Origin of the sequence: Streptococcus intestinihominis (assembly GCF_046824975.1) — a bacterium.
GTDB lineage: Bacteria > Bacillota > Bacilli > Lactobacillales > Streptococcaceae > Streptococcus.
Genome location: NZ_JBKQBL010000004.1, coordinates 114,223 through 134,400, shown reverse-complemented (window position 1 = coordinate 134,400; position 20,178 = coordinate 114,223). Strand labels below are relative to the sequence as shown.

Annotated in this window: 15 protein-coding genes; all 15 read left to right on the top strand. The window is 42.2% G+C overall.

The window, feature by feature from the left end; translation table 11 throughout:
* The first annotated feature begins 142 nt into the window (after positions 1-142).
* A complete protein-coding gene (locus tag ACLOR3_RS07505; protein WP_411399897.1) occupies positions 143-1,066 on the top strand; it encodes an aldo/keto reductase in 924 nt (307 codons plus the stop codon).
* Positions 1,067-1,212: 146 nt separating this feature from the next.
* On the top strand, positions 1,213-1,788 hold the full coding sequence (locus tag ACLOR3_RS07500; protein ID WP_411399896.1) for a TetR/AcrR family transcriptional regulator: 576 nt from the start codon (positions 1,213-1,215) through the stop codon (positions 1,786-1,788).
* The gene (locus ACLOR3_RS07495; protein WP_411399895.1) at positions 1,785-2,465 is read left to right on the top strand and encodes an ABC transporter ATP-binding protein; all 681 of its coding nucleotides are present in this window, start codon (positions 1,785-1,787) and stop codon (positions 2,463-2,465) included. Before ACLOR3_RS07500 ends, ACLOR3_RS07495 begins: the two co-directional genes overlap by 4 nt.
* A gap of 3 nt (positions 2,466-2,468) precedes the next feature.
* Positions 2,469-3,614 carry an FtsX-like permease family protein gene (locus tag ACLOR3_RS07490; protein WP_411399894.1) on the top strand — a complete coding sequence of 382 codons (1,146 nt, stop codon included), beginning with the start codon at positions 2,469-2,471 and terminating at the stop codon, positions 3,612-3,614.
* A gap of 262 nt (positions 3,615-3,876) precedes the next feature.
* Positions 3,877-5,640, top strand: a complete 1,764-nt coding sequence (locus ACLOR3_RS07485) for a glycerophosphoryl diester phosphodiesterase membrane domain-containing protein (RefSeq protein ID WP_411399893.1) — start codon at positions 3,877-3,879, stop codon at positions 5,638-5,640.
* 283 nt (positions 5,641-5,923) lie between these two features.
* The gene (locus ACLOR3_RS07480; protein ID WP_411399892.1) at positions 5,924-7,672 is read left to right on the top strand and encodes an ABC transporter ATP-binding protein; all 1,749 of its coding nucleotides are present in this window, start codon (positions 5,924-5,926) and stop codon (positions 7,670-7,672) included.
* Complete coding sequence (locus tag ACLOR3_RS07475; RefSeq protein ID WP_411399891.1) at positions 7,662-9,530, top strand: ABC transporter ATP-binding protein; 1,869 nt, start codon at positions 7,662-7,664, stop codon at positions 9,528-9,530. Before ACLOR3_RS07480 ends, ACLOR3_RS07475 begins: the two co-directional genes overlap by 11 nt.
* A 118-nt stretch (positions 9,531-9,648) precedes the next feature.
* Entirely contained in the window at positions 9,649-10,584 is a 936-nt protein-coding gene (locus ACLOR3_RS07470) for an Rpn family recombination-promoting nuclease/putative transposase (RefSeq protein ID WP_411399890.1), read from the top strand.
* A gap of 114 nt (positions 10,585-10,698) precedes the next feature.
* The gene (locus tag ACLOR3_RS07465) at positions 10,699-11,076 is read left to right on the top strand and encodes a YbgA family protein (RefSeq protein WP_411399889.1); all 378 of its coding nucleotides are present in this window, start codon (positions 10,699-10,701) and stop codon (positions 11,074-11,076) included.
* On the top strand, positions 11,077-11,442 hold the full coding sequence (locus ACLOR3_RS07460; RefSeq protein WP_411399888.1) for a TIGR02328 family protein: 366 nt from the start codon (positions 11,077-11,079) through the stop codon (positions 11,440-11,442).
* A 196-nt stretch (positions 11,443-11,638) separates the two neighbouring features.
* On the top strand, positions 11,639-14,701 hold the full coding sequence (locus tag ACLOR3_RS07455; protein WP_411399887.1) for a type I restriction endonuclease: 3,063 nt from the start codon (positions 11,639-11,641) through the stop codon (positions 14,699-14,701).
* Entirely contained in the window at positions 14,701-16,305 is a 1,605-nt protein-coding gene (locus tag ACLOR3_RS07450; protein WP_411399886.1) for an HsdM family class I SAM-dependent methyltransferase, read from the top strand. Before ACLOR3_RS07455 ends, ACLOR3_RS07450 begins: the two co-directional genes overlap by 1 nt.
* Positions 16,298-17,533: a restriction endonuclease subunit S gene (locus ACLOR3_RS07445; RefSeq protein ID WP_411399885.1), complete on the top strand. Its 1,236-nt coding sequence runs from the start codon at positions 16,298-16,300 to the stop codon at positions 17,531-17,533. Before ACLOR3_RS07450 ends, ACLOR3_RS07445 begins: the two co-directional genes overlap by 8 nt.
* Positions 17,534-17,542: 9 nt before the next feature.
* Positions 17,543-19,522, top strand: coding sequence for a DEAD/DEAH box helicase (locus tag ACLOR3_RS07440; protein ID WP_411399884.1), 1,980 nt, complete (start codon positions 17,543-17,545; stop codon positions 19,520-19,522).
* Positions 19,515-20,178: DUF2290 domain-containing protein (locus ACLOR3_RS07435; protein WP_412037109.1), on the top strand; the 664-nt coding region annotated here is incomplete at its 3' end. The genes ACLOR3_RS07440 and ACLOR3_RS07435, both read left to right, overlap by 8 nt.

Sequence of the window (20,178 nt, the reverse complement as noted above, 5' to 3'; positions counted from 1 at the left end):
TTGGTCAAAACAGTCAAGAAAGCCTTAAGCTATCGTTAAAAAAGACACCTTCAGTGGATACTGGAGGTGTTTTACTTTGTGAAATCATTGCTGTTTGATCTTCTTTACATTATAATGAAAGAAGAATGAAAAGGAGGCGGATATGAACTATATTGAGTTTGCTGAAAATGAGCGTCTGTCCACGATTGTCCTTGGGATGATGCGGATTAGCCAGATGAGTGAAAATGAGGTGGAGGCCTTGGTGGAGGCAGCCTTGTCGATTGGGATCAACACTTTTGACTTAGCAGATATCTATGGCGATGGCCAGTGTGAGGTCCTGCTGGGTAAGGTCCTCAAGCGTCGTCCGGATCTACGGGACCAGATGTGGATCCAGTCCAAGTGCGGGATTCGCAAAGATGGCTTTACCTATTTTGATTTCTCTAAGGACTATATTTTGGACTCCGTCGACGGCATCCTCGAGCGTCTGCAGATCGAGCGTTTAGATAGTCTTCTCCTTCACCGACCAGATGCCCTCATGGAGCCTGAAGAAGTAGCGGCAGCTTTTGATCAGTTGGAGCAAGCGGGTAAGGTCCGTCATTTTGGGGTGTCCAATCAAAATCCCATGATGATGGAATTGCTTAAGACGGCTGTCAAACAACCTCTCAAAATCAACCAGTTGCAGTTGAGTGCAGCCTTTACACCGAGCTTTGAAGCTGGTTTTCATGTCAATATGGAAGGCCCAAAAGCAGCCGTGCGAGATGGCAGTGTCTTTGAGTATTGCCGCTTAACTGATACGGTAATTCAGGCTTGGTCTGTCCTCCAGCATGGTTATTTCAAGGGGAATTTTGTCGGTAAGGAAGAGTTTGCGGCCCTCAATCATGTCCTCACTGACTTGGCGAAAAAATACCAGGTCACTCCGACAGCTATCGCCCTTTCTTGGGTCCTCCGCTATCCTAGTAAGATGCAAGCCGTCATTGGAACGACCAAGCCCCAGCATGTCCTTGAAGCAGGGAAAGCAGCAACAGTAACCCTAACCCGCAAGGAATGGTACCAAATCTACTTGGCGGCGGGAAATGATTTGCCTTAGAATCTTGTTAGTAAACCAGATTCCACTCTTATCGGTGGACTGGTTTTTTTTTGTGGTTTTCAGATTTTTCTTGACAAGTCTTTCTTTTTTATGGTATTCTTTAGGCAACAAGTGTTGCGCAACGAATGTTGCGCGAAAGGAGTCTTATGCCACCCAAGGTTAAATTTAGTAAAGAGGCTATCATTGGGACAGCTTTACAATTGGTGAGAGAAGAGGGCATGGCTAGTTTAACTGCTCGAGCATTAGCGGAGCAACTGGGAGCCACACCGAGAGTCATTTTTGGGCAATTTGCCAATATGGCCGAGTTACAAGCAGAGGTTATTGGTGCTGCGGAAATGGTCGTGGTGGAGTATATTCGCAAGGCCTTAGAAGATGAAAAGCCTTTCCGATCTGTCGGGGTTGCTTATATCCTTTTCGCCTCAAAAGAGCCCCAACTTTTTCAATTGCTTTTCCAAAATCCTAGCAAAGAGCCGATTCGTCGCTTTCAAGATTTTCTTCCCATGAAGGATCATAGTTACCAATTGGTTCTGGATTCGATCGTTGCAGACTATCCTTTGACAGTTGAGGAGGCTGGTCGCTTGTACCAGCATCTCTTTATCTACTCGCACGGGATGGCCTCAATGGTTGCTTCTGGTATTTACCAGTTCAGCATGGAAGAAGTGATTGGATTACTGACAGAGGTTTGTCAATCTCTCATCAAAGAAATGGTAGGAAAGAAATGATTCAACTAGAAAATGTGTACAAAAGTTACGGCCAAACCAAGGTTTTAAAGGGGATTGGTTTGCAGATTCAGGACCAGGATGATGTGGTTATCCTCGGTCCTTCTGGATCGGGGAAATCAACTCTCTTAAATGTGTTATCAGGCTTAGAAAAGGTGGACGAGGGGCATATCCTCATTCAAGGACAAGATTTATCACAACTCACGGATGCTCAATTGACGGCCTTTCGACGGGAGAAGATTGCCTTTATTTTCCAGCAGTATTATCTATTGCCTAATCTAACGGTTAGACAAAATGTAAAGATGGGAGCTGATCTGGCAAACAATCATGATTTTTTACAGATCATCGAGGATTTGGGCCTTGGAGATAAGCTGGACAAATATCCGAGTGAATTGTCGGGTGGGGAACAGCAGAGAGTGTCTATTGCTCGGGCCTTGGCCAAAAAGCCAGAGATACTCTTCTTAGATGAGCCAACGGGAGCCCTCGATGAAGAAACAGGGCGCAAGATTCTGGACTATATCTGGAAATTGAAGGAAAAGCTGGGCTTTACCCTCATTATGGTGACGCACAACCAAAATATTGCGGATATGGCCAGAACCATCATTCGTGTCAATAGTGGTAAGATTACCGAAGCTGTGACCAATGATCAGCCTCAGACTGCTTATGAGATCGGATGGTAAGCCATGTTTTCAGTAAAAGATATTCGAAAATTAGTTGTCGTCAGTATCATTGGGGCTTGTGCGGTCTTTGTGGCCAATCTCTTCTTGAATTTTTACCTTGACATCGAGCAGTTGGAGATTTCGAAAACCAATCCCATGATGCAGACCTATTATGATGCCCAGGTTTCGCTTTCTTGGATGGTGGCCATGGTCAGTGGGGTCGTCTTGTCCTTGACATCGATCCTTCTCATGTGTTTTTATATCAAACAATTTGTCGATGACCACAAGGAACAATTAGGGATTTTAAAGGCTTTGGGCTACAGCAATGGCCAGTTGGCTAAACGGTTTTGGGCCTTTGGGCTCAGTTTTGGAGCTGGAGCGCTTCTTGGCTATCTCGCTTCATTTCTTATGATGGGACATTTTTATGACTTTCGTAATGAAAAGGGGATCCTGCCAGGAATTACCATTCATTTTCATTGGCAGCTTTTGCTTGCTTTGGTGATCCTGCCAACGAGCTTCTTTATGGTTCTCGCGATTGGCTATGCTAGAAGACAATTACAAACGCCAGCACTTCGCTTATTGAAAAAATCTCCAACACCAATCAAGGCCCAAAGGAGAAAGAGGGCTCCTAAGAAAGAGAAGGCCTTCCTAAAAGAGCTGTGCTCATCACTGATTTGGGGGAGAAAATCTATACTGTTTTTTGTAGTCTTTGGATCCATGTGTTTTGCGGCCATGGTTCAATTGTCCTTTGGCCTCAGGGATTACACAGATGATATCATCCAAACCATGATGATCATGATTGGCTTGATCCTTTCTTTCTCGATTCTCTTTTTGTCATTGGGGATTGTGGTCTCTGAAAGTCGGGAAACCTTGGCTCTTATGAAGGCTTTTGGCTACACCGATCGTGAATGCCAAGGTCATATTCTCGCTCCCTATCGTTTTTGGGCTTTTCTTGGATTTGTTTTAGGGACGGCTTATCAATATGGTATCATGGTAATTTTGATCGGTGTGATCAAAGATACGGTTCCTGAAAAGATTGAGCATCACTTTGATGGGAATGTGTGCTTTTGGACCTTGATCGGTTTTGCTGTGGTTTATGAAAGCCTCTTTTATCTATCCAATAGAAAACTCCAAAAACAAACCATCAAAGAAGTGCTCTTAGCTGAATAAATAGAAAAGAGAGTGGGACAGAAATTGGTAATTCGTTAGAATTTGATTTCGTCGTCCCACCTCCGCATAGTTGAGTAGGGCTGTAAAAGCTGATGAAATCAGCGTAGTAGAGGCCACTCAACCACTGCGTCTTGCTCGACAATCTAAAGACAATTGAGAGGCCAGGACTTTTGTCCCAGCCTTTTTTGCTTGTAATAAATGATTGACAGGGAAAGGCTTTTCCGCTATTCTAAGGGAATAAAAGAAATGAAAGAGAGACAGCATGAAACGGAGTTACTGGCAGGACCTGAAGGGGGCCTTTTACTTGATTTGGCGCAACAAATGGTCCTTTATCTCTGTGGGGATTCTTTTGCAGTTTGTGGTTGGTATTGGGGCTGCGGCCTTGAGCTGGGTCTTTCAACTGGCCCTCCTCTTATCGGGTGAGTCCAACATTGACAAGAACAATATCCTCACGACCTTGACCAATCCATTGAGTCTAGTGGCTTTGATTCTCTTTGCCATCGTCTTCGCCTTTCTCTTTATGCTGGAGATGCGGACCATGATTGCCCTGATCTATCTGTCTCGTACGGATCAGCACCTGTCTTTTAAAAAGGTCTTTCGCCAGTCTTTTGGTCGCTTAAAGGATTTTAGAGGTTGGAATCTGTTGCATTTTCTCTTTTATATGGTTCTGACTCTGCCTGTAGCGGGTCTCTTCATTGGTTCTACTCTGACGGACGGTTTCTATATTCCGAACTTTATCACGGGGGAGTTTAGTAAGACGACCGCTGGGGCCATCGGCCTCTTCATAGTTCAACTACTTTTGATCTATCTCAATCTGCGTCTCATCTATACGGTACCCAATATCGTGATTGAAGAGCTTCCTTTTGGGGCTGCTATGCGCAAGAGTTGGGAGATGACTAAAAAAGGTGGGATCCGCCTTATCCTGCGGATTTTCTCCTTTGAATTTATCCTCTCTGTAACGGGCATTCTCTTGATCCTTGGCCTGGTCTTTGCATCTAGTCAGCTGGACAAAACGGGCCAGCATATCTGGGTGCAGACCATCTTTCTGGTCTTAATTCGCCTCTACATTTTCCTCTTTTCTGTCATGTCAAAACTGGGAACCTTGGGAATCATCCTGGACAATGGATGGGAAGATCCAAGTCGTTCGGTCATCAAGACTCGAGGCTCTCGCAAGATGAAGGGGCTCTTTGTCCTGACCTTTCTTTTCCTCTTGGCTCAGTCAGGGATGGCCGCATATGACTTAGCGACCTTAGAGGTCAATGACCAGGTAAAAATCGTAGCCCATCGTGGCTATGTGGCCAAGGGTGTAGAAAATTCTCTCGAAGCACTCGAGGCAGCTGCCAAAGAAAAGGCTTCCTATGTCGAGATGGATATCCTCTTGACCAAGGATCATCAATTCGTCGTCATGCATGACTACAATCTCAAACGCTTGGCTGGAGTGGACAAGGATGTCAAAGATATGACCCTGGCTGAGGTGCAGGGATTGAAGATCCAACAGGATGGTCATACCAGTCATATCCCCTCCTTTGAGGAGTTTGTCACCCGGGCCAAGGAGCTGAAGATGCCCCTCTTGGTCGAGCTCAAGCCTCACGGTTCAGAACCAGAGAACTATGTAGATCTCTTCGTCCAAAAGATGAAGGAGTTGGGAGTTGAAAAGGACTATCCAACCATGTCCTTGGATCTGTCGGTGATGGAAAAGGTGGAGAAGAAAGCTCCGGAGATTAAGACTGGCTATGTCATTCCGATTCAGTTTGGACAATTTGAAAACACCTCAGTCGACTTCTTTGCGATCGAAGACTTTTCTTATCAGGAGGATTTGGTAACCCAGGCCCATGAGATGAAAAAAGAGCTCTATGTTTGGACCATCAATGATGAAGAAAAGTTAACGGCCTATCTTCAACGGCCGGTCGATGGGATCATCACGGATGAAGTAGCAGAGGCGCAAAGCCTGAAGAAAAACTTGAAGAAGAACAAGACCTACTTTGACCGCTTCTTAAGCTTGGTATCTCTCAGTACCAGTGAATAGAAATACGGTTTAAATAGAACTTTAGTTAACTGGCCTTCAAGGTTGCTAAATCAGAATATTCAGTGGAGAGGATGACTAAATGTTTGATTTTTCTCCCATATTGCTCTATACTAAATAGTATGAATAACTAAAGTCGTCCCTACAGTAACGCTGTCAGGGCGCTTTCTGTTTCTATAGCTTTCGAATGCAGAGATGGCCGATTTCATCAAATGATTTTCTTTTATTTTGGGAATGGACATCTTGCTAAAGAAAACTTTACTAACTAGTATTTTAGGAGGTATTTATGCTTCAGTCATTGATTGCTGAAATCAAGGAATACAAGAAACCCTCAATTCTAGCCTCACTCTATATGGTCTTTGAGGTCATGTTTGAGATTTCTATTCCCTTTATCATGGCGACGCTTCTGGACAAGGGGGTTCAGAAGGGGGATATGACCACTGTTCTCACTTATGGTCTCCTCATGTTGGTCTTCGCCTTTCTCTCTCTTTTCTGTGGGATGCAGTCGGCTCGCTACGGAGCTTTTGCATCAGCCGGATTTGCTAAAAATCTACGGAAGGCAATCTTCAAGAAGATCCAAACCTTCTCCTTCGAAAACATCGATAGCTTCTCCTCAGGTGGTCTGGTAACCCGGATGATGACGGACGTGACCAATGTGCAGAACTCCTATCAGATGGTCATCCGGATCTGTGTGCGTGCACCGCTCAATTTGATCTTTGCCATTGTTGCTAGCTATTTGATCAATCCGCAGATGGCCATGATCTTTATTGGAATTACCCTTTTCTTGGGTCTGGTCTTGGGGGTGATTACGAAGATCGTCTATCCACTCTTTACCAAGGTCTTTGAGGCCTATGATAACTTGAACAATAGCATCCAGGAAAATATTACCAATATGCGCGTGGTCAAGTCCTATGTCAAGGAAGAAGAAGAGACGGTTAAGTTTAAGAAGGCTTCTCGCTTGATCTACAACATGTTCATGAAGGCTATCCGCATCGTGATCTTGAGTAGTCCAGCCATGATGCTGTCCTTGTATGCTTCCTTTATCTTGATCTCTTGGATCGGGGCCCAACTCATCGTGGCTGGAAGCTTTACGACAGGTGAGCTGACGTCTATGTTTGCCTACGTTATGACCATCCTCATGTCTCTCATGATGTTTATGATGATCTTCGTCATGCTCTCGATCTCTATGGCATCTGTGGAGCGGATCAATGAAGTGCTTGGGACAGAGTCAACCATCGTCTCTCCTGAGAATGGTCTGACAGAAGTAGCAGATGGGTCTATTACCTTCGACCATGTGAACTTCGCCTACACAGACGAAAATGGCGACAAGGCCCATGTCTTGTCCGATATCAACCTTAGCATTCGCTCGGGTGAAGTCATCGGAATCCTTGGGGGGACTGGTTCTGGTAAGTCTAGTCTGGTCCAGCTCATCCCTCGTCTCTATGATGTAGAGTCTGGTAGTGTCAAGGTAGCTGGTCAGGATGTGCGAAACTATGATCTAGACCATTTGCGCAAGCAAGTTGCCATGGTGCTTCAGACCAATGTCCTCTTCTCTGGTACCATCAAGGAAAATATGCGCTGGGGAAATAAGGACGCGACGGATGAAGAAATCGTGGAAGCTTGTAAGATTGCTCAAGCGGATGAATTTATCCAGAACTTTAAGGATGGCTATGATACCATGATCGAACGTGGTGGAGCCAATGTCTCAGGTGGTCAGCGCCAACGTCTCTGTATCGCCCGCGCTCTCTTGATTAATCCAAAAATCTTGATCTTGGATGATTCGACTTCAGCTGTCGATACCAAGACGGATAGCCTGATCCGTCAAGGTCTAGCGTCTAGTCTCAAGGACACGACCAAGATTATCATTGGCCAACGGATCTCTTCTATCCAAGATGCAGACCGGATCGTGGTCATGAATGATGGGAAGATCGATGCCATCGGTACTCACCAAGAACTGCTCGAGACCAATGCCATCTACCGTGAAGTCTATGACATGCAAACCCAAGGGAAAGGAGGACAAGCAGATGAAGAATAAGAAAAAAGCCAGCTGGGGCTCTCTCGTACGCTTGCTAGACTATATGTGGAAACAATATAAGTTCGTCCTTCTCTTAGCGGCTGTCCTCATTGTGACAGCCTCTCTCTCTACGGTCTATATTACTTCCTCTATCCGGGCCTTGGTGGACCAATACATCCAACCCATGTTGGATAGTGGAAGCAAGGATTTTGGGCCTCTCCTCAGCTTCTTGATGACGCTAGCAGTAGTCGGTATCTTGGGAGTTTTGGCTAACTATGGTTTTTCCCTCATTATGGCGACAGTCTCTCAGGATACGCTTCGCTCGCTGCGGAACCAGCTCTTTGCCCGCATGCAAAAGCTCCCTGTCAAGTATTTCGATACCCACCAACACGGGGATATTATGTCGATCTACACCAATGACATCGATGCTCTTCGCCAAGCGATCGAGCAGTCTATCCCGCAGCTCTTGCAGTCTGCCATTACCATTATCGGGGTAGCTGTCAGCATGATCATGATCAGCCCTCTCCTTTTCCTTCTCGTTCTTTTGATGGTCGGAGTCATGGCCTATGTCATCAAAGATATCTCTGGCAAATCTGGTCGCTATTTCGCCGATCAGCAAAAGAACCTAGGGATTGAAAATGGTTTTATCGAAGAGATGATGTCTGGTCAAAAGGTTGTCAAGGCCTTCGTTCATGAAAAAGAAAGTATTGAAGCCTTTGAGCGGATTAATGACCAACTCTTTGAATCTTCCTACCAAGCCAACCGCTATGCCAATGTCTTGATGCCTATCTTGGGGAACCTGGGAAATGTCTCCTTCGTCTTGACCTCACTGGTCGGTGGGATCTTTGCCTTGAATGGTATCAGTGGTCTTACTATTGGGGGACTCATGGCCTTCCTCCAGCTCAACCGTTCCTTCAACGGACCTATCACCCAAGTATCGCAACAGTTGAACTTTGTCCTCATGGCTCTTGCTGGGGGAGATCGGATCTTTGATCTCTTGGATGAAGAAGTCGAAGTGGATGAAGGGAAAGTCACCTTGGTCAACTATGAAGAGGTCGATGGTCGCATGGTCATCACTGATAAGAAGACCAACCTCTGGGCTTGGAAACACCCTCGGGAAAACGGCGACTACGAACTGGTCAAACTGGTCGGAAATGTTGTCTTTACAAATGTAGACTTCTCCTACAATGATAAGAACCAAATCCTCTACGATATCAACCTCTACGCAGACAAGGGGCAAAAAGTGGCCTTTGTCGGCGCGACAGGAGCAGGGAAGACCACCATTACCAACTTGATCAATCGTTTCTACGATATCCAATCAGGATCTATCACCTATGATGGGATCGATGTGAAGCTGATTGAGAAAGATTCGCTCCGTCGTTCGCTAGGGATCGTCTTGCAGGATACCCACCTCTTCACTGGAACTATCGCAGAAAATATCGCCTATGGTCGATCAGATGCGACCCGGGAGGAAATCCTGGAAGCAGCCCGCATTGCCAATGTGGATTCCTTCGTCAAACATTTGGACCAAGGCTACGATACCGTCTTGAACGATGATGGAGCTGGTCTCTCTAACGGTCAACGTCAGCTGATCGCTATTGCGCGTGCAGCCTTGGCCAATGCGCCAGTCTTGATCCTGGATGAAGCGACTTCCTCAATCGACTCACGGACAGAGAAGATGGTCCAAGAGGGGATGGATCGCTTGATGGCAGGACGGACTGTCTTTGTCATCGCCCACCGTCTCTCAACCATCGTCAACTCGGATGTGATCATGGTCATGGACAAGGGACGCATCATCGAGCGAGGCAACCACGCTTCCTTGATGGCAGAACGCGGGACTTATTACCGCCTCTACACCGGTGGCCTTGAAATTGATTAATACAAAAAAGTCTGAGCGTTGGCTCAGGCTTTTTTTCGTGGGAGAGAATCTTTTTACGAATGATATAAGTAAGGGAGGAGTTGGTTCTCCCTCATTAAGAATGTAAAAGGAGGAAAAAATGCGTAAACGTCATCCCCATATTTCACCCACTCTGGATCTGATTGCAAAGAAAATTTTTAGTATTCCAGATGTCACTGCAAAATTTATCCAAGAGGTCCTGGACTTACCCATCCGCTCGGTAGAAATCTTAGAAGGCAATCAAATTCATGAACAAGGATTTTTAGGAGATTACCCATTTGAGACTTCTGTAGATGTGCGAGCAAAATTAGATTCGGGCCTAGAAGTCATTATTGAGATTCAAGTCATGAAGCAGGAGTATTTTGTCAATCGTTTTTATTATTATCTGGCAAACCAGTTGATTGAAAATGTCCGAAAGAAACGGAAGAAAGGCCAGACACATCAGATGTACGAGGATCTGGTACCAGTCTATGGGATTGCGATCTTGGAGAAGAGTATTTTCCCTGATGAGGTTTCTCCTGTCAATGTGTATGAAGTGCGTCATGCCATCCATGGGGGCCCCCTTCTTGCTAATAGTAAGGGGAGTCAACGTCATAATCTATTGCGACTTGCCTTTTTAGAATTGGACAAGTATAATGAAAGGAGAGGGACGCATGTGAGTGATCCATTGCAACAGTGGCTAGAATTCTTCGGGAATCATCCCTTTAGTCATCAACCAGATCAAGTGATCGAACAAGCAGAGTCGCTCTTAATCCCATCCAATTGGACCAAGGAGGAAAAAGACATGATAGATGAACGCATCCGCCTCAGAGAAAACTGGAATATGTGTATGGAAACCTTGCTCAAAGAAACCAAGGAAGAAGCTGGCAAGATTGCATTAGAACAAGGAAGAATGCAGGGGTTAGAACAAGGACGAGAAGAAGCTACCCTTCGTATCGCCCAAGGGCTCTTGGCCAATGGTTTTAGCACGGAAGATGTCCAACAGTACACCAACTTAAGTGAAGAGCAGATAGAACAGTTAAAAGCCTCCCTTTGATAGATAAAGCGGAAAGAAAAAACGGGCCGAATAGGTCCGCTTTTTTTATGACTTAACTCATTTCCATGGTATAATGGGAGGACTATTGATAGAGAAGATCAAAAGGAGACACGAGTGGATCAAAAACATCTCTGCCAAGTCCTATGGGCGAAAAATAAATACCTGGTGCTGAGTCATTCCAGCAACATTTACAAGGAGATCCGGGAATACCTCAAGCAAGACCAGGTGGAGGTCAGTCATGTCGAGGCTCTGATCCATCAAGCGCTAGCCTTGCCGGAAAATCGTGGCCAGGTCTCCAATGCCTTTCAGCATATCTGGGGCTATTTCAAAAAGCAGGCGACTCCTGAGGAAAAGGCAGACTTTATGCTGCTACTTGAGAAATACCAGCATGGCCAAGCTAGCCAAGAGGATCTCATCAAGGGGATTCAAGTACTCCTAGAGCGCTACCCCAATCACTACTTGCAAGACTCGACGCTATTAGGAGGTCAATAGATGAGACTGTGGCACCAAGACTTGATTACCAAACTCCCTCGTCCCCAGCTCCTGGGCCAACACCGGGAATGCTGCGCCCTTCGAGGAAATGGCTGGGGCAAGAAGCATGCGACGGTCAACTATGTCTTTGACTACTCGCCCTATCGCCTCTATGCCTATCACCGCCTGATCATGGAGGAGATGACCGCTCGTGGCTACAAGGTTAGCCCAGAGTGGTGGGAGCCGACCTACCGAGGTAAGACCTGCCCAGCTTATCCAGAGCTGGAAGAAGAAGCCTTGAGCACCCCGATCTATCCCGAGCACCAGGCTACTTACCTCCAAGAATGCCTAGACAATCTAGCAGAAAAAGGGATTCATTTAGATTAAGAAAAACGAACCAGATCAGGTTCGTTTTTTTGCGCTAAATCCCAACAAAATGCTTTGAAAGCGTTAATTTCTTTCCCAAACATGCTATAATAATAGGAGATTATGTACAGGAAAAGGATAGACGGATGAAGGCAGTAGCAATTCCAGAACTTGAGATTGGAAGATTGGAGTAGCACAGCTTTAATAGGATGATGATATGAAAAGAAAAAAAGATTTTTCTGAACTAACCAGGGTTCAAATCCCAGCAGCCTTGCATCTCATGCGTATGGGCTATACCTATCTTCCTCGGAATGGGAAGGAAATTGCAGAAAGAGATCCAGATACCAACATCCTTGTATCTGTTTTTAAGAAGCAATTTTTAAAATTTAACAACTACTTGACAGAGGATGACTTTGAGAGAGAACTGGCCAATATCAAGTTGGAGCTAGATCAAAATGACTTGGGGCGTTCATTCTTTAAACGTCTGCTAGGTCAGGAAGATGCAATCTATATTGACTGGGAACATCCTGAAGCAAATACCTTCCATCTAGCACTTGAGGTTACTTGCCAAAATGGGCAAGATGAATTCCGCCCAGATATCGTTATTTTTATCAACGGTCTACCTCTTTCTTATATCGAAGTAAAACAGCCCAATGCGATTCGCGATGGAAAGACAGGGATTCAGTCAGAACAAGAAAGAACCAGATACCGTTTTGAAAACCGCAAGTTCCGTCGCTTCAATAACATCACCCAGTTGATTGCCCTCTCTGACAATTTGCCTTATATCAGTGGACAAGGGCAACAAAAACAAGGTTCTTATTACGGTTCAAATGCCTATTCAAAAACCAAATTTAATGCCTTCAAGGAAAAAAGAGAAGAAGACTTCCTTCATTCATTTGATACTCTAACCGAGGACCAAATCGACTTCGTCTTAGAAGATATGAAGCGCTTTGCCCTCAAATCTCAGCCAGAGTTTACAACAAACCTGAACCCTGATACACCTTGTAATGCCTTTCTATCTTCCTTGTACCAGAAGGAACGCTTGCTCTTTATGCTTCGCTTTGGTTTAGTCTATGTCGAAGAACAAGGTAAGGATGGGCAGATGCAACTGCAGAAGCACGTCATGCGCTATCCTCAGTATTTTGCGACACGTGCTATCGAAGAAACAATTGCAAAAGGAGTCAAGAAGGGTGTTATCTGGCATACACAAGGGTCAGGTAAGACTGCCTTGGCCTTCTTTAATATCCGCTATCTGACCAATTATTTCTCAAGAGAGGGAATTGTTCCTCAGTTTTACTTTGTCGTGGATCGTTTGGATCTGGCAGACCAAGCCTTTAAAGAGTTTACCAAACGAGGCCTCAAGGTGAAGCGTATTAACAATCCACAAGAACTCAATCAAAAACAAGACGGCTATGATGTGGCTGTAGTTAATATCCAGAAATTTAAGGATGACTCAGATTTGACAGACCATTCTGGCTATGACCTCAATCGTCAAAATATCTATTTTATCGATGAAGCTCACCGTTCTTATAATGAACGTGGTTCCTACCTGCCAAATCTCTATCAGGCAGATACCAAGGCCATTAAGATTGCCTTGACTGGGACACCATTGATCACCTATAAGAAAGATGGCAAGACCAAGGAAAGTCATGCGACTACACGTGATATCTTTGGGGACTATATCCACAAATACTACTACAATCAGTCTATCGATGACGGCTTTACCCTACGCTTGATGCGAGAGGATATCGAGACTTCGTATAAAGATAATCTCAGATCTATCAACGAAGAGATCCAACGTGGAGACCTCTCCAAGGAAGATATCTTTGCCCATTCGCACTATGTGGAGCCCATGTTGGACTTTATCATTGAGGACTTTAATCGTGCTCGTAATCTGGTCTTTGATGATCAGACCATCGGTGGCATGATTGTCTGTGACTCTTCCAAGCAGGCTCGTGAGCTTGAAAAGCAATTAGAAGAACGTCGTCAAGCTGGCTCAACCAAGTTGACTTCTGCTCTTATCCTTCACGACGAGGGAGACAAGGAAGAGAAGAAGGACAAGGTAGATGCCTACAAGGAAGGGAAGATTGACCTGATCATCGTCTACTCCATGCTCTTGACAGGTTTCGATGCCCCTCGTCTCAAGCGCCTCTACCTAGGGCGCAAGATCAAATCTCACAATCTTTTGCAGACTTTAACTCGTGTCAATCGTCCCTACAAGGACTATCTCTTTGGCTATGTCATCGACTTTGCGGATATTTCCAAGGAGTTTGATAAGACCAATCGAGCCTATCTGGAAGAACTTAACCAAGAGTATGATACGGCTCTGACTGGGGAAAATGGCGAGGATGTTTTTGGATCACTCTTTGTCTCAGCAGATGAGATTTCTCAAGAGTTGAGCAAGACCGAGCATATCCTCATCGACTATCCAACGGACAATCTAGAGTACTTCTCCCAAGCCATCAATGATATCAAGGATAAGAAGCAGTTAATCGAACTTCGCAAGGCCTTGGAGTCTATCAAGCAGTACTACAATATCGCCCGTCTCCTCGGCTACGACCACCTGCTCCAGCAGATTGACATCGCCCAGATTGCAACCCTGCTCAATGTCCTCTCTAGACGGATGCTGACACTGTCTCTAATAGATAAACCAGACGACTTTTCTAGCCGGACACTCTTAAATCTTGCCATGTCTGAAACTAGCTTTAACTTTGTCAAGATTGCTGAAGAAGAACTCCGTCTAGCAGCTAATGACTTGGAAGATTTGAAACGTCGAGTTGCAAGTGGTATTAAGAACCAACGCGATGAGAAGGATCCGGAGTGGGTCTCTCTCTACGAAGAATTCCAACGTATCATGAAAAAACATTACATTCATGGGCAAGAAGGCTTTACCATGGAGAATATCAAGGAAACCCAAAAAGACTATGAGGAGCTTTTTAAGTCCGTGGAGGATTATCATACTCGTATGAGACGTCTGACCATGAACTTTAACGGAGATGAAATGGCAGCTCGTTCCTACAAGCACGTGACTAACTCAACCACGGCTAGCGATTTTCCTGCTATTTACCATGTCATTAAGGGTTCTAAAGTCAGATTAGACTATAAAATTGGTCAGAACCAAGGAGTGCTCGATAACGAGGACTTCCTCAAAAAAATGATTCGAGAAGAAGCTCGGATTGAAATGAAAACCAACCAATCTGCAAGTGCTTTGACAAGAGAGGATTTTAACTATATCGTCGAGTCACTATTTGAAGAATACGAACAGGAATACCAACACTAATGAACGAAACATACAAAGTCCAAGTCCAAGACTTGGTAGATGATTTGAAAGCCGTCTTTACCCATGCGGGACTAGGAGGAGAAGCGGGTGAGTACAAACTCCTCACCCAGTCCTTCCTCTACAAATTTTTAAACGACAAGTTTTTGTATCAAGCCAAGGTTCTAGATGAGTCCAACACCTATGAAAACCTGCTGGCTATGAGTGAGGAAGACTATGACTGGCTTTTGGAGGATATCGGTACCAGTACGGCTTGGCTCAAGCCTGACCAGTTGATCGAAACCCTCCACCGTCAGCAAAATGAGCCGACTTTTTACGAAACTTTAGAAAATACTCTCAACCAAATCGCCATTGACAATAACGATATCTTCTCGGTTCATACTGAAGGAGACACAACTGTTCGTCTCTTTACGGAGCGTCTGATTACCGATAACATCTCAGATAGCAGTAAGCGTAACGAAGTTGCCAAATCCATCATCAATCTTCTTGCACGAGTCAAGTTTGATGAAGCTATTTTTTCACAAGGTTTCGACTTTTTCTCTACCCTCTTTGAGTATATGATCAAAGACTACAACAAAGATGGCGGGGGGACCTATGCTGAATACTATACACCTCACTCAGTAGCTAAGATTATCGCGGATATCTTGGTGGGAAATGACCAGCCGTCAAACGTGCGTATCTATGACCCGTCAGCAGGTTCGGGTACCTTACTTATGAATCTGGCTAGTCGTATTGGTGTGGAAAAAACTACAGTCTATAGCCAGGATATCTCGCAAAAATCGTCTAATCTCCTCCGTCTTAATCTGATTCTGAATGGACTGCAACACTCCATCCATAATATCGTTGAAGGAAATACTATTTTGCGGAATCGTCATCCTGAAAAGATGGACTATATCGTGTCGAACCCTCCTTTCAAGCTGGACTTTTCAGAGTGGCGTGACCAAGTAGAAAGTTTGCCGGAAGCCAGTGAGCGTTTCTTTGCAGGTGTGCCAAAGGTTCCAGCCAAGTCTAAGGACAAGATGGCGATTTATGAGCTCTTTGTTCAGCATATCATCTACTCCTTGAAGCCAGATGGCCAAGCAGCCGTTGTCTTGCCGACAGGCTTTATCACGGCCCAGTCAGGGATTGACAAGACCATCCGTCAACACTTGGTGGATAATCAAATGCTGGCAGGTGTTGTATCTATGCCATCCAATATTTTTGCGACGACAGGTACCAACGTTTCCATCCTCTTTATAGATAAGAAAAACAAGGGCGATGTCGTCCTCATCGATGCCTCAAATCTCGGAACCAAGGTCAAGGAAGGCAAGAACCAAAAGACCGTGCTGTCTCCTGAGGAAGAGCAGAAAATCGTAGAGACCTTTATCAAGAAAGAAGCTGTCGAGGACTTTTCAGTCACCGTCTCTTATGAGGATATCAAGGAGAAAAACTACTCTCTCAGCGCAGGTCAATACTTTGACATCAAGATTGACTATGTAGATATCACAGCAGACGAGTTTGAAGCCAAGATGACCGCCTTTCAAGACAAACTCTCAGACCTCTTCCAGCAATCACATGCATTGGAGCAGGAGATTGAAGAGCAAATGAAGGGGTTGAAGTATGAGTGAAGTTGTTAATCTTGAGGAATTATGTACTGGAATAATAGACTGTCCACATAGTACGCCTAAATGGCAAGATAAAGGAATCCCAGTAATTAGGAATTACAATCTCAAAGATGGCAAAATAGATTGTACCAATCTTTCATTCGTATCTGAAGAAGACTACAAAGAGAGAGTGAAACGAGCTATTCCTGAAGAATCAGATATAATAATTTCTCGTGAAGCACCGATGGGAGTTGTTGGTATAGTTCCCAAAGAATTTCAATGTTGCTTAGGACAGAGATTAGTACTGCTTAAAATTGATAAATCAAAATGTCTTCCTAAATATTTACTTTATACATTAATGTCAGAGTATGTTCAAGTTCAGATACGAAGAATCAATCAAACTGGATCTATAGTAAGTAATTTAAATATTTCTTCATTAAAAGAGTTAAAAATTCCATTGCACAATTTTGAAGAACAAAGAAAAATTACAAACATACTTTCAGCTATTGATGATAAAATCCAAATCAACAACCAAATCAACCAAGAGTTGGAAGCCATGGCTAAGACCCTCTATGACTACTGGTTTGTGCAGTTTGATTTCCCAGACCAGAATGGCAAACGCTACAAATCATCAGGCGGAAAGATGGTCTATAACCCAGAACTCAAACGCGAAATTCCAGAGGGGTGGGGAGTGGATTCTTTGTGGAATATAGCAAATTTTTACAATGGTCTTGCTATGCAAAAATATAGACCAGACACAAATGAGGATGATTACCTTCCAGTTATTAAAATTCGAGAAATGATGAATGGTTTCTCAAAGGATACGGAAAAAGCGAGATTAGATATTCCAACAGAAGCAGTTGTAGAGAGAGGAGATATATTATTTTCTTGGTCTGCAACATTAGAGGTTATAATCTGGGGGAAAGAAAGAGGAGCTTTAAATCAACATATTTTTAAAGTTACTTCGGATACTTATCCAAAATCCTTCATCTACTTTGAATTGAAAAGCTATTTGAAGGTATTTAAAGCAATTGCTGAGTTGAGAAAAACAACTATGGGACATATTACTCAGGACCATTTAAAGCAGGCTAAGATTGTAGTTCCACCGATTGAAATTATTTCAAAATTAGATGCCAAACTACAACCCATAATGTTAAAACAACAGATTCTAGAAAACCAAAACCAAGAACTCATCCAACTTCGCGATTGGCTCTTGCCAATGCTGATGAATGGACAGGTGAAAAAAGAATAGAGGAAAAAAATGATTAGTAAATTTGGTGAAACTGTTAGATTGAGTGGAACAACTCAGTCAGCAATTAATAAAATTATTACCAGTTTAGAAAGCAATGGAACCAATGGAGATATATATTGTGGTTATCCGATTATAAATGAAAATGGTAAAAAAGAATTTTTAAGAGCAATTATATTGTTAAAAACAGGAATCTTTCTCCTTTATGAGAACGATAATGAAGAAAAACTATTTTCAAATAGTCTTATTTCTTATCTAGCACAGGATTCTAGCTTAGTAGATATCATTTTGAACTTTAAAGATTATGTGACATTACTAAATACTTCTACAGAATTAAATGTTGAGACATTTGAAGGTAATGATATTTTATCTGATGAAACTTTATTAAAAATTAATCGAGCGATTCAACAATCCTTTAATTTAACGAAAATTGATGAGCGAAAAATAACTTCGGAATCTACCCTAGGTAGTCTAATAAAAAAAAGAAATAACTTTATTGGAAAATATGATGAAACACAATTCAATATGGTACATAGTACAATTGATTCTCATCAGAGAATTAGAGGACTTGCAGGAAGTGGGAAAACAATTCTTATGCTAAAAAAAATGGCTTATTTACATTTTCAAAAGCCAGATTTAAAGATTGCATTTGTTTTCTATACAACTTCGTTACGGAGTAGTATGATAAAAATGTTTACTGATTTTTACAAAGATTATGACAGGTACAACGAACCAAATTTTGAAAATATTAAAATTTTTCATTCTTGGGGAGGTAAAGGAAGTAGAGGTTTTTATTCTGATATTTGTGAGCAAACTGATAGTGAGTATTTGAATTATGGTGAAGCTATAGGGAAGGCAGATGGTGAAGATCCATTCGAGTTCGTATGTAAAAAATTACATGAAGAACTAAAGAAACAGCTAGATTATAAAGGGACTTACGATTATATTTTTATTGATGAGGCTCAAGATTTTGGAATTAACTTTTTCCACTTGGCGTTAGAAACACTAAAAAGAGATTTTAGCACAGGATACTTAGTTTATGCTTATGATGAACTACAATCATTAAGAGCACAAGTTTCGATACCTTCAAAAGGTGATATATTTGGAGAAAATTCTAGATGTAAAGATATTAATCTGGATATTAGTTATAGGGCCCCTAAAGAAATACTTACTACAGCACATGCGATAGGTTTAGGAGTATATAGGAGAGTTGATGATTTATCAGAAACTCCTTTGGTAAATTTTGTAGATGAAATCACACTGCTAGACATGGGATATAAAAATATCGGACAAGATTTCACAGCAGGAAATCGTATTGTATTGGAAAGAATAAAAGAGAATAATACTGGAATAGAAATAGACTCACCAATTCACGTATCTAATATAGGTGTACAAAATAACATAGTTGCTGAAGAAATAATTCGTTTGCTTCTAGAAGAAGATGTAGAACCAAGTGATATAATGTTAATTGATATGGATAGAAATAATTTAACAAGGAATTATAATCAATTTAGCTTAAAATTTGATTCGTTATTATATAATACTAAATTAAATAAAAATATCCACATAAAACTTGTAAGCGGTAAAACGCCATCAATGACAAAATCAGAAACTTCTATTATTTATACAACTGTTTTTAGAGCAAAAGGCAATGAGGCAAATTTAGTATATCTAATTAACTGTAACAAGATTCAAACTTCGAATCGAAACAGTACATATAGAAATGAAATTTTCACGGCTATGACTAGAGCTAAAGTTAAAGTTTGGTTATATGGAGAAACAGTTGATTTTTTGAAAGATGAAATTGAGGCAACTAGAAATCATGAATATAAGCTTGAATTTATTTATCCTACAGAACAACAAAAAGAATCAATTAGGATAATGGGGGATAGTGATGAAAAATTAGAAAATAATATTATAGCTGCTCAAGAATTACCAGTTGAGATTCTGGAACAATTATTAAAACAAAAATTGGGTTCAAAAAATGACTGAATTAGAATTAATTAGGCAACAATTAGAGTGTTTATCCAATCTAAAACTTAGTTCTTCTTATATTTTAGAATTTCAAAAATATGAAAATATTAATCGTCAGACTCTAATAAATCACAATTATATAATTGGGAAAAAAACTGGTAAATTTACTTATGAAAATTATGATGAAATGTATAGAGAGATAAAAAACAATGGAAACTGGCAGTTGAAATTGTTAGATGATTCATTTATTAGCTTTTATTATTGTTTTGATAGTCAGGGTAGTGTTGTAAAATGTAGTTTATCCTACATTCCATCTATTAATGATGATTTATTAGCAGGTAGACCTTCTAAGTCAGATAGATATGAAGCTTTACTATATTGTTTCATGAATTATATAAGAATCGATTTTGACGAAACAGGATTTGAAGAAAGAGTACATGAGCTACAACATATGCACAAAGGTTTGAATATAAGGAATAAAAACAATGGAACAGATGAAAGCTACTCGGGACAATCAGATTTAGAAACTTTTATAAATGAAATTAGATTGCCAGTTAAGAGAATTTTTTTTCCAAATGATTTTGTTCAATTTATCTTGGAGTATGTATATCATGAAAGTATAGATTGTGTTAGTATAAATCCATGTGTCAATAAGAGAATTGTCATTAATGAAA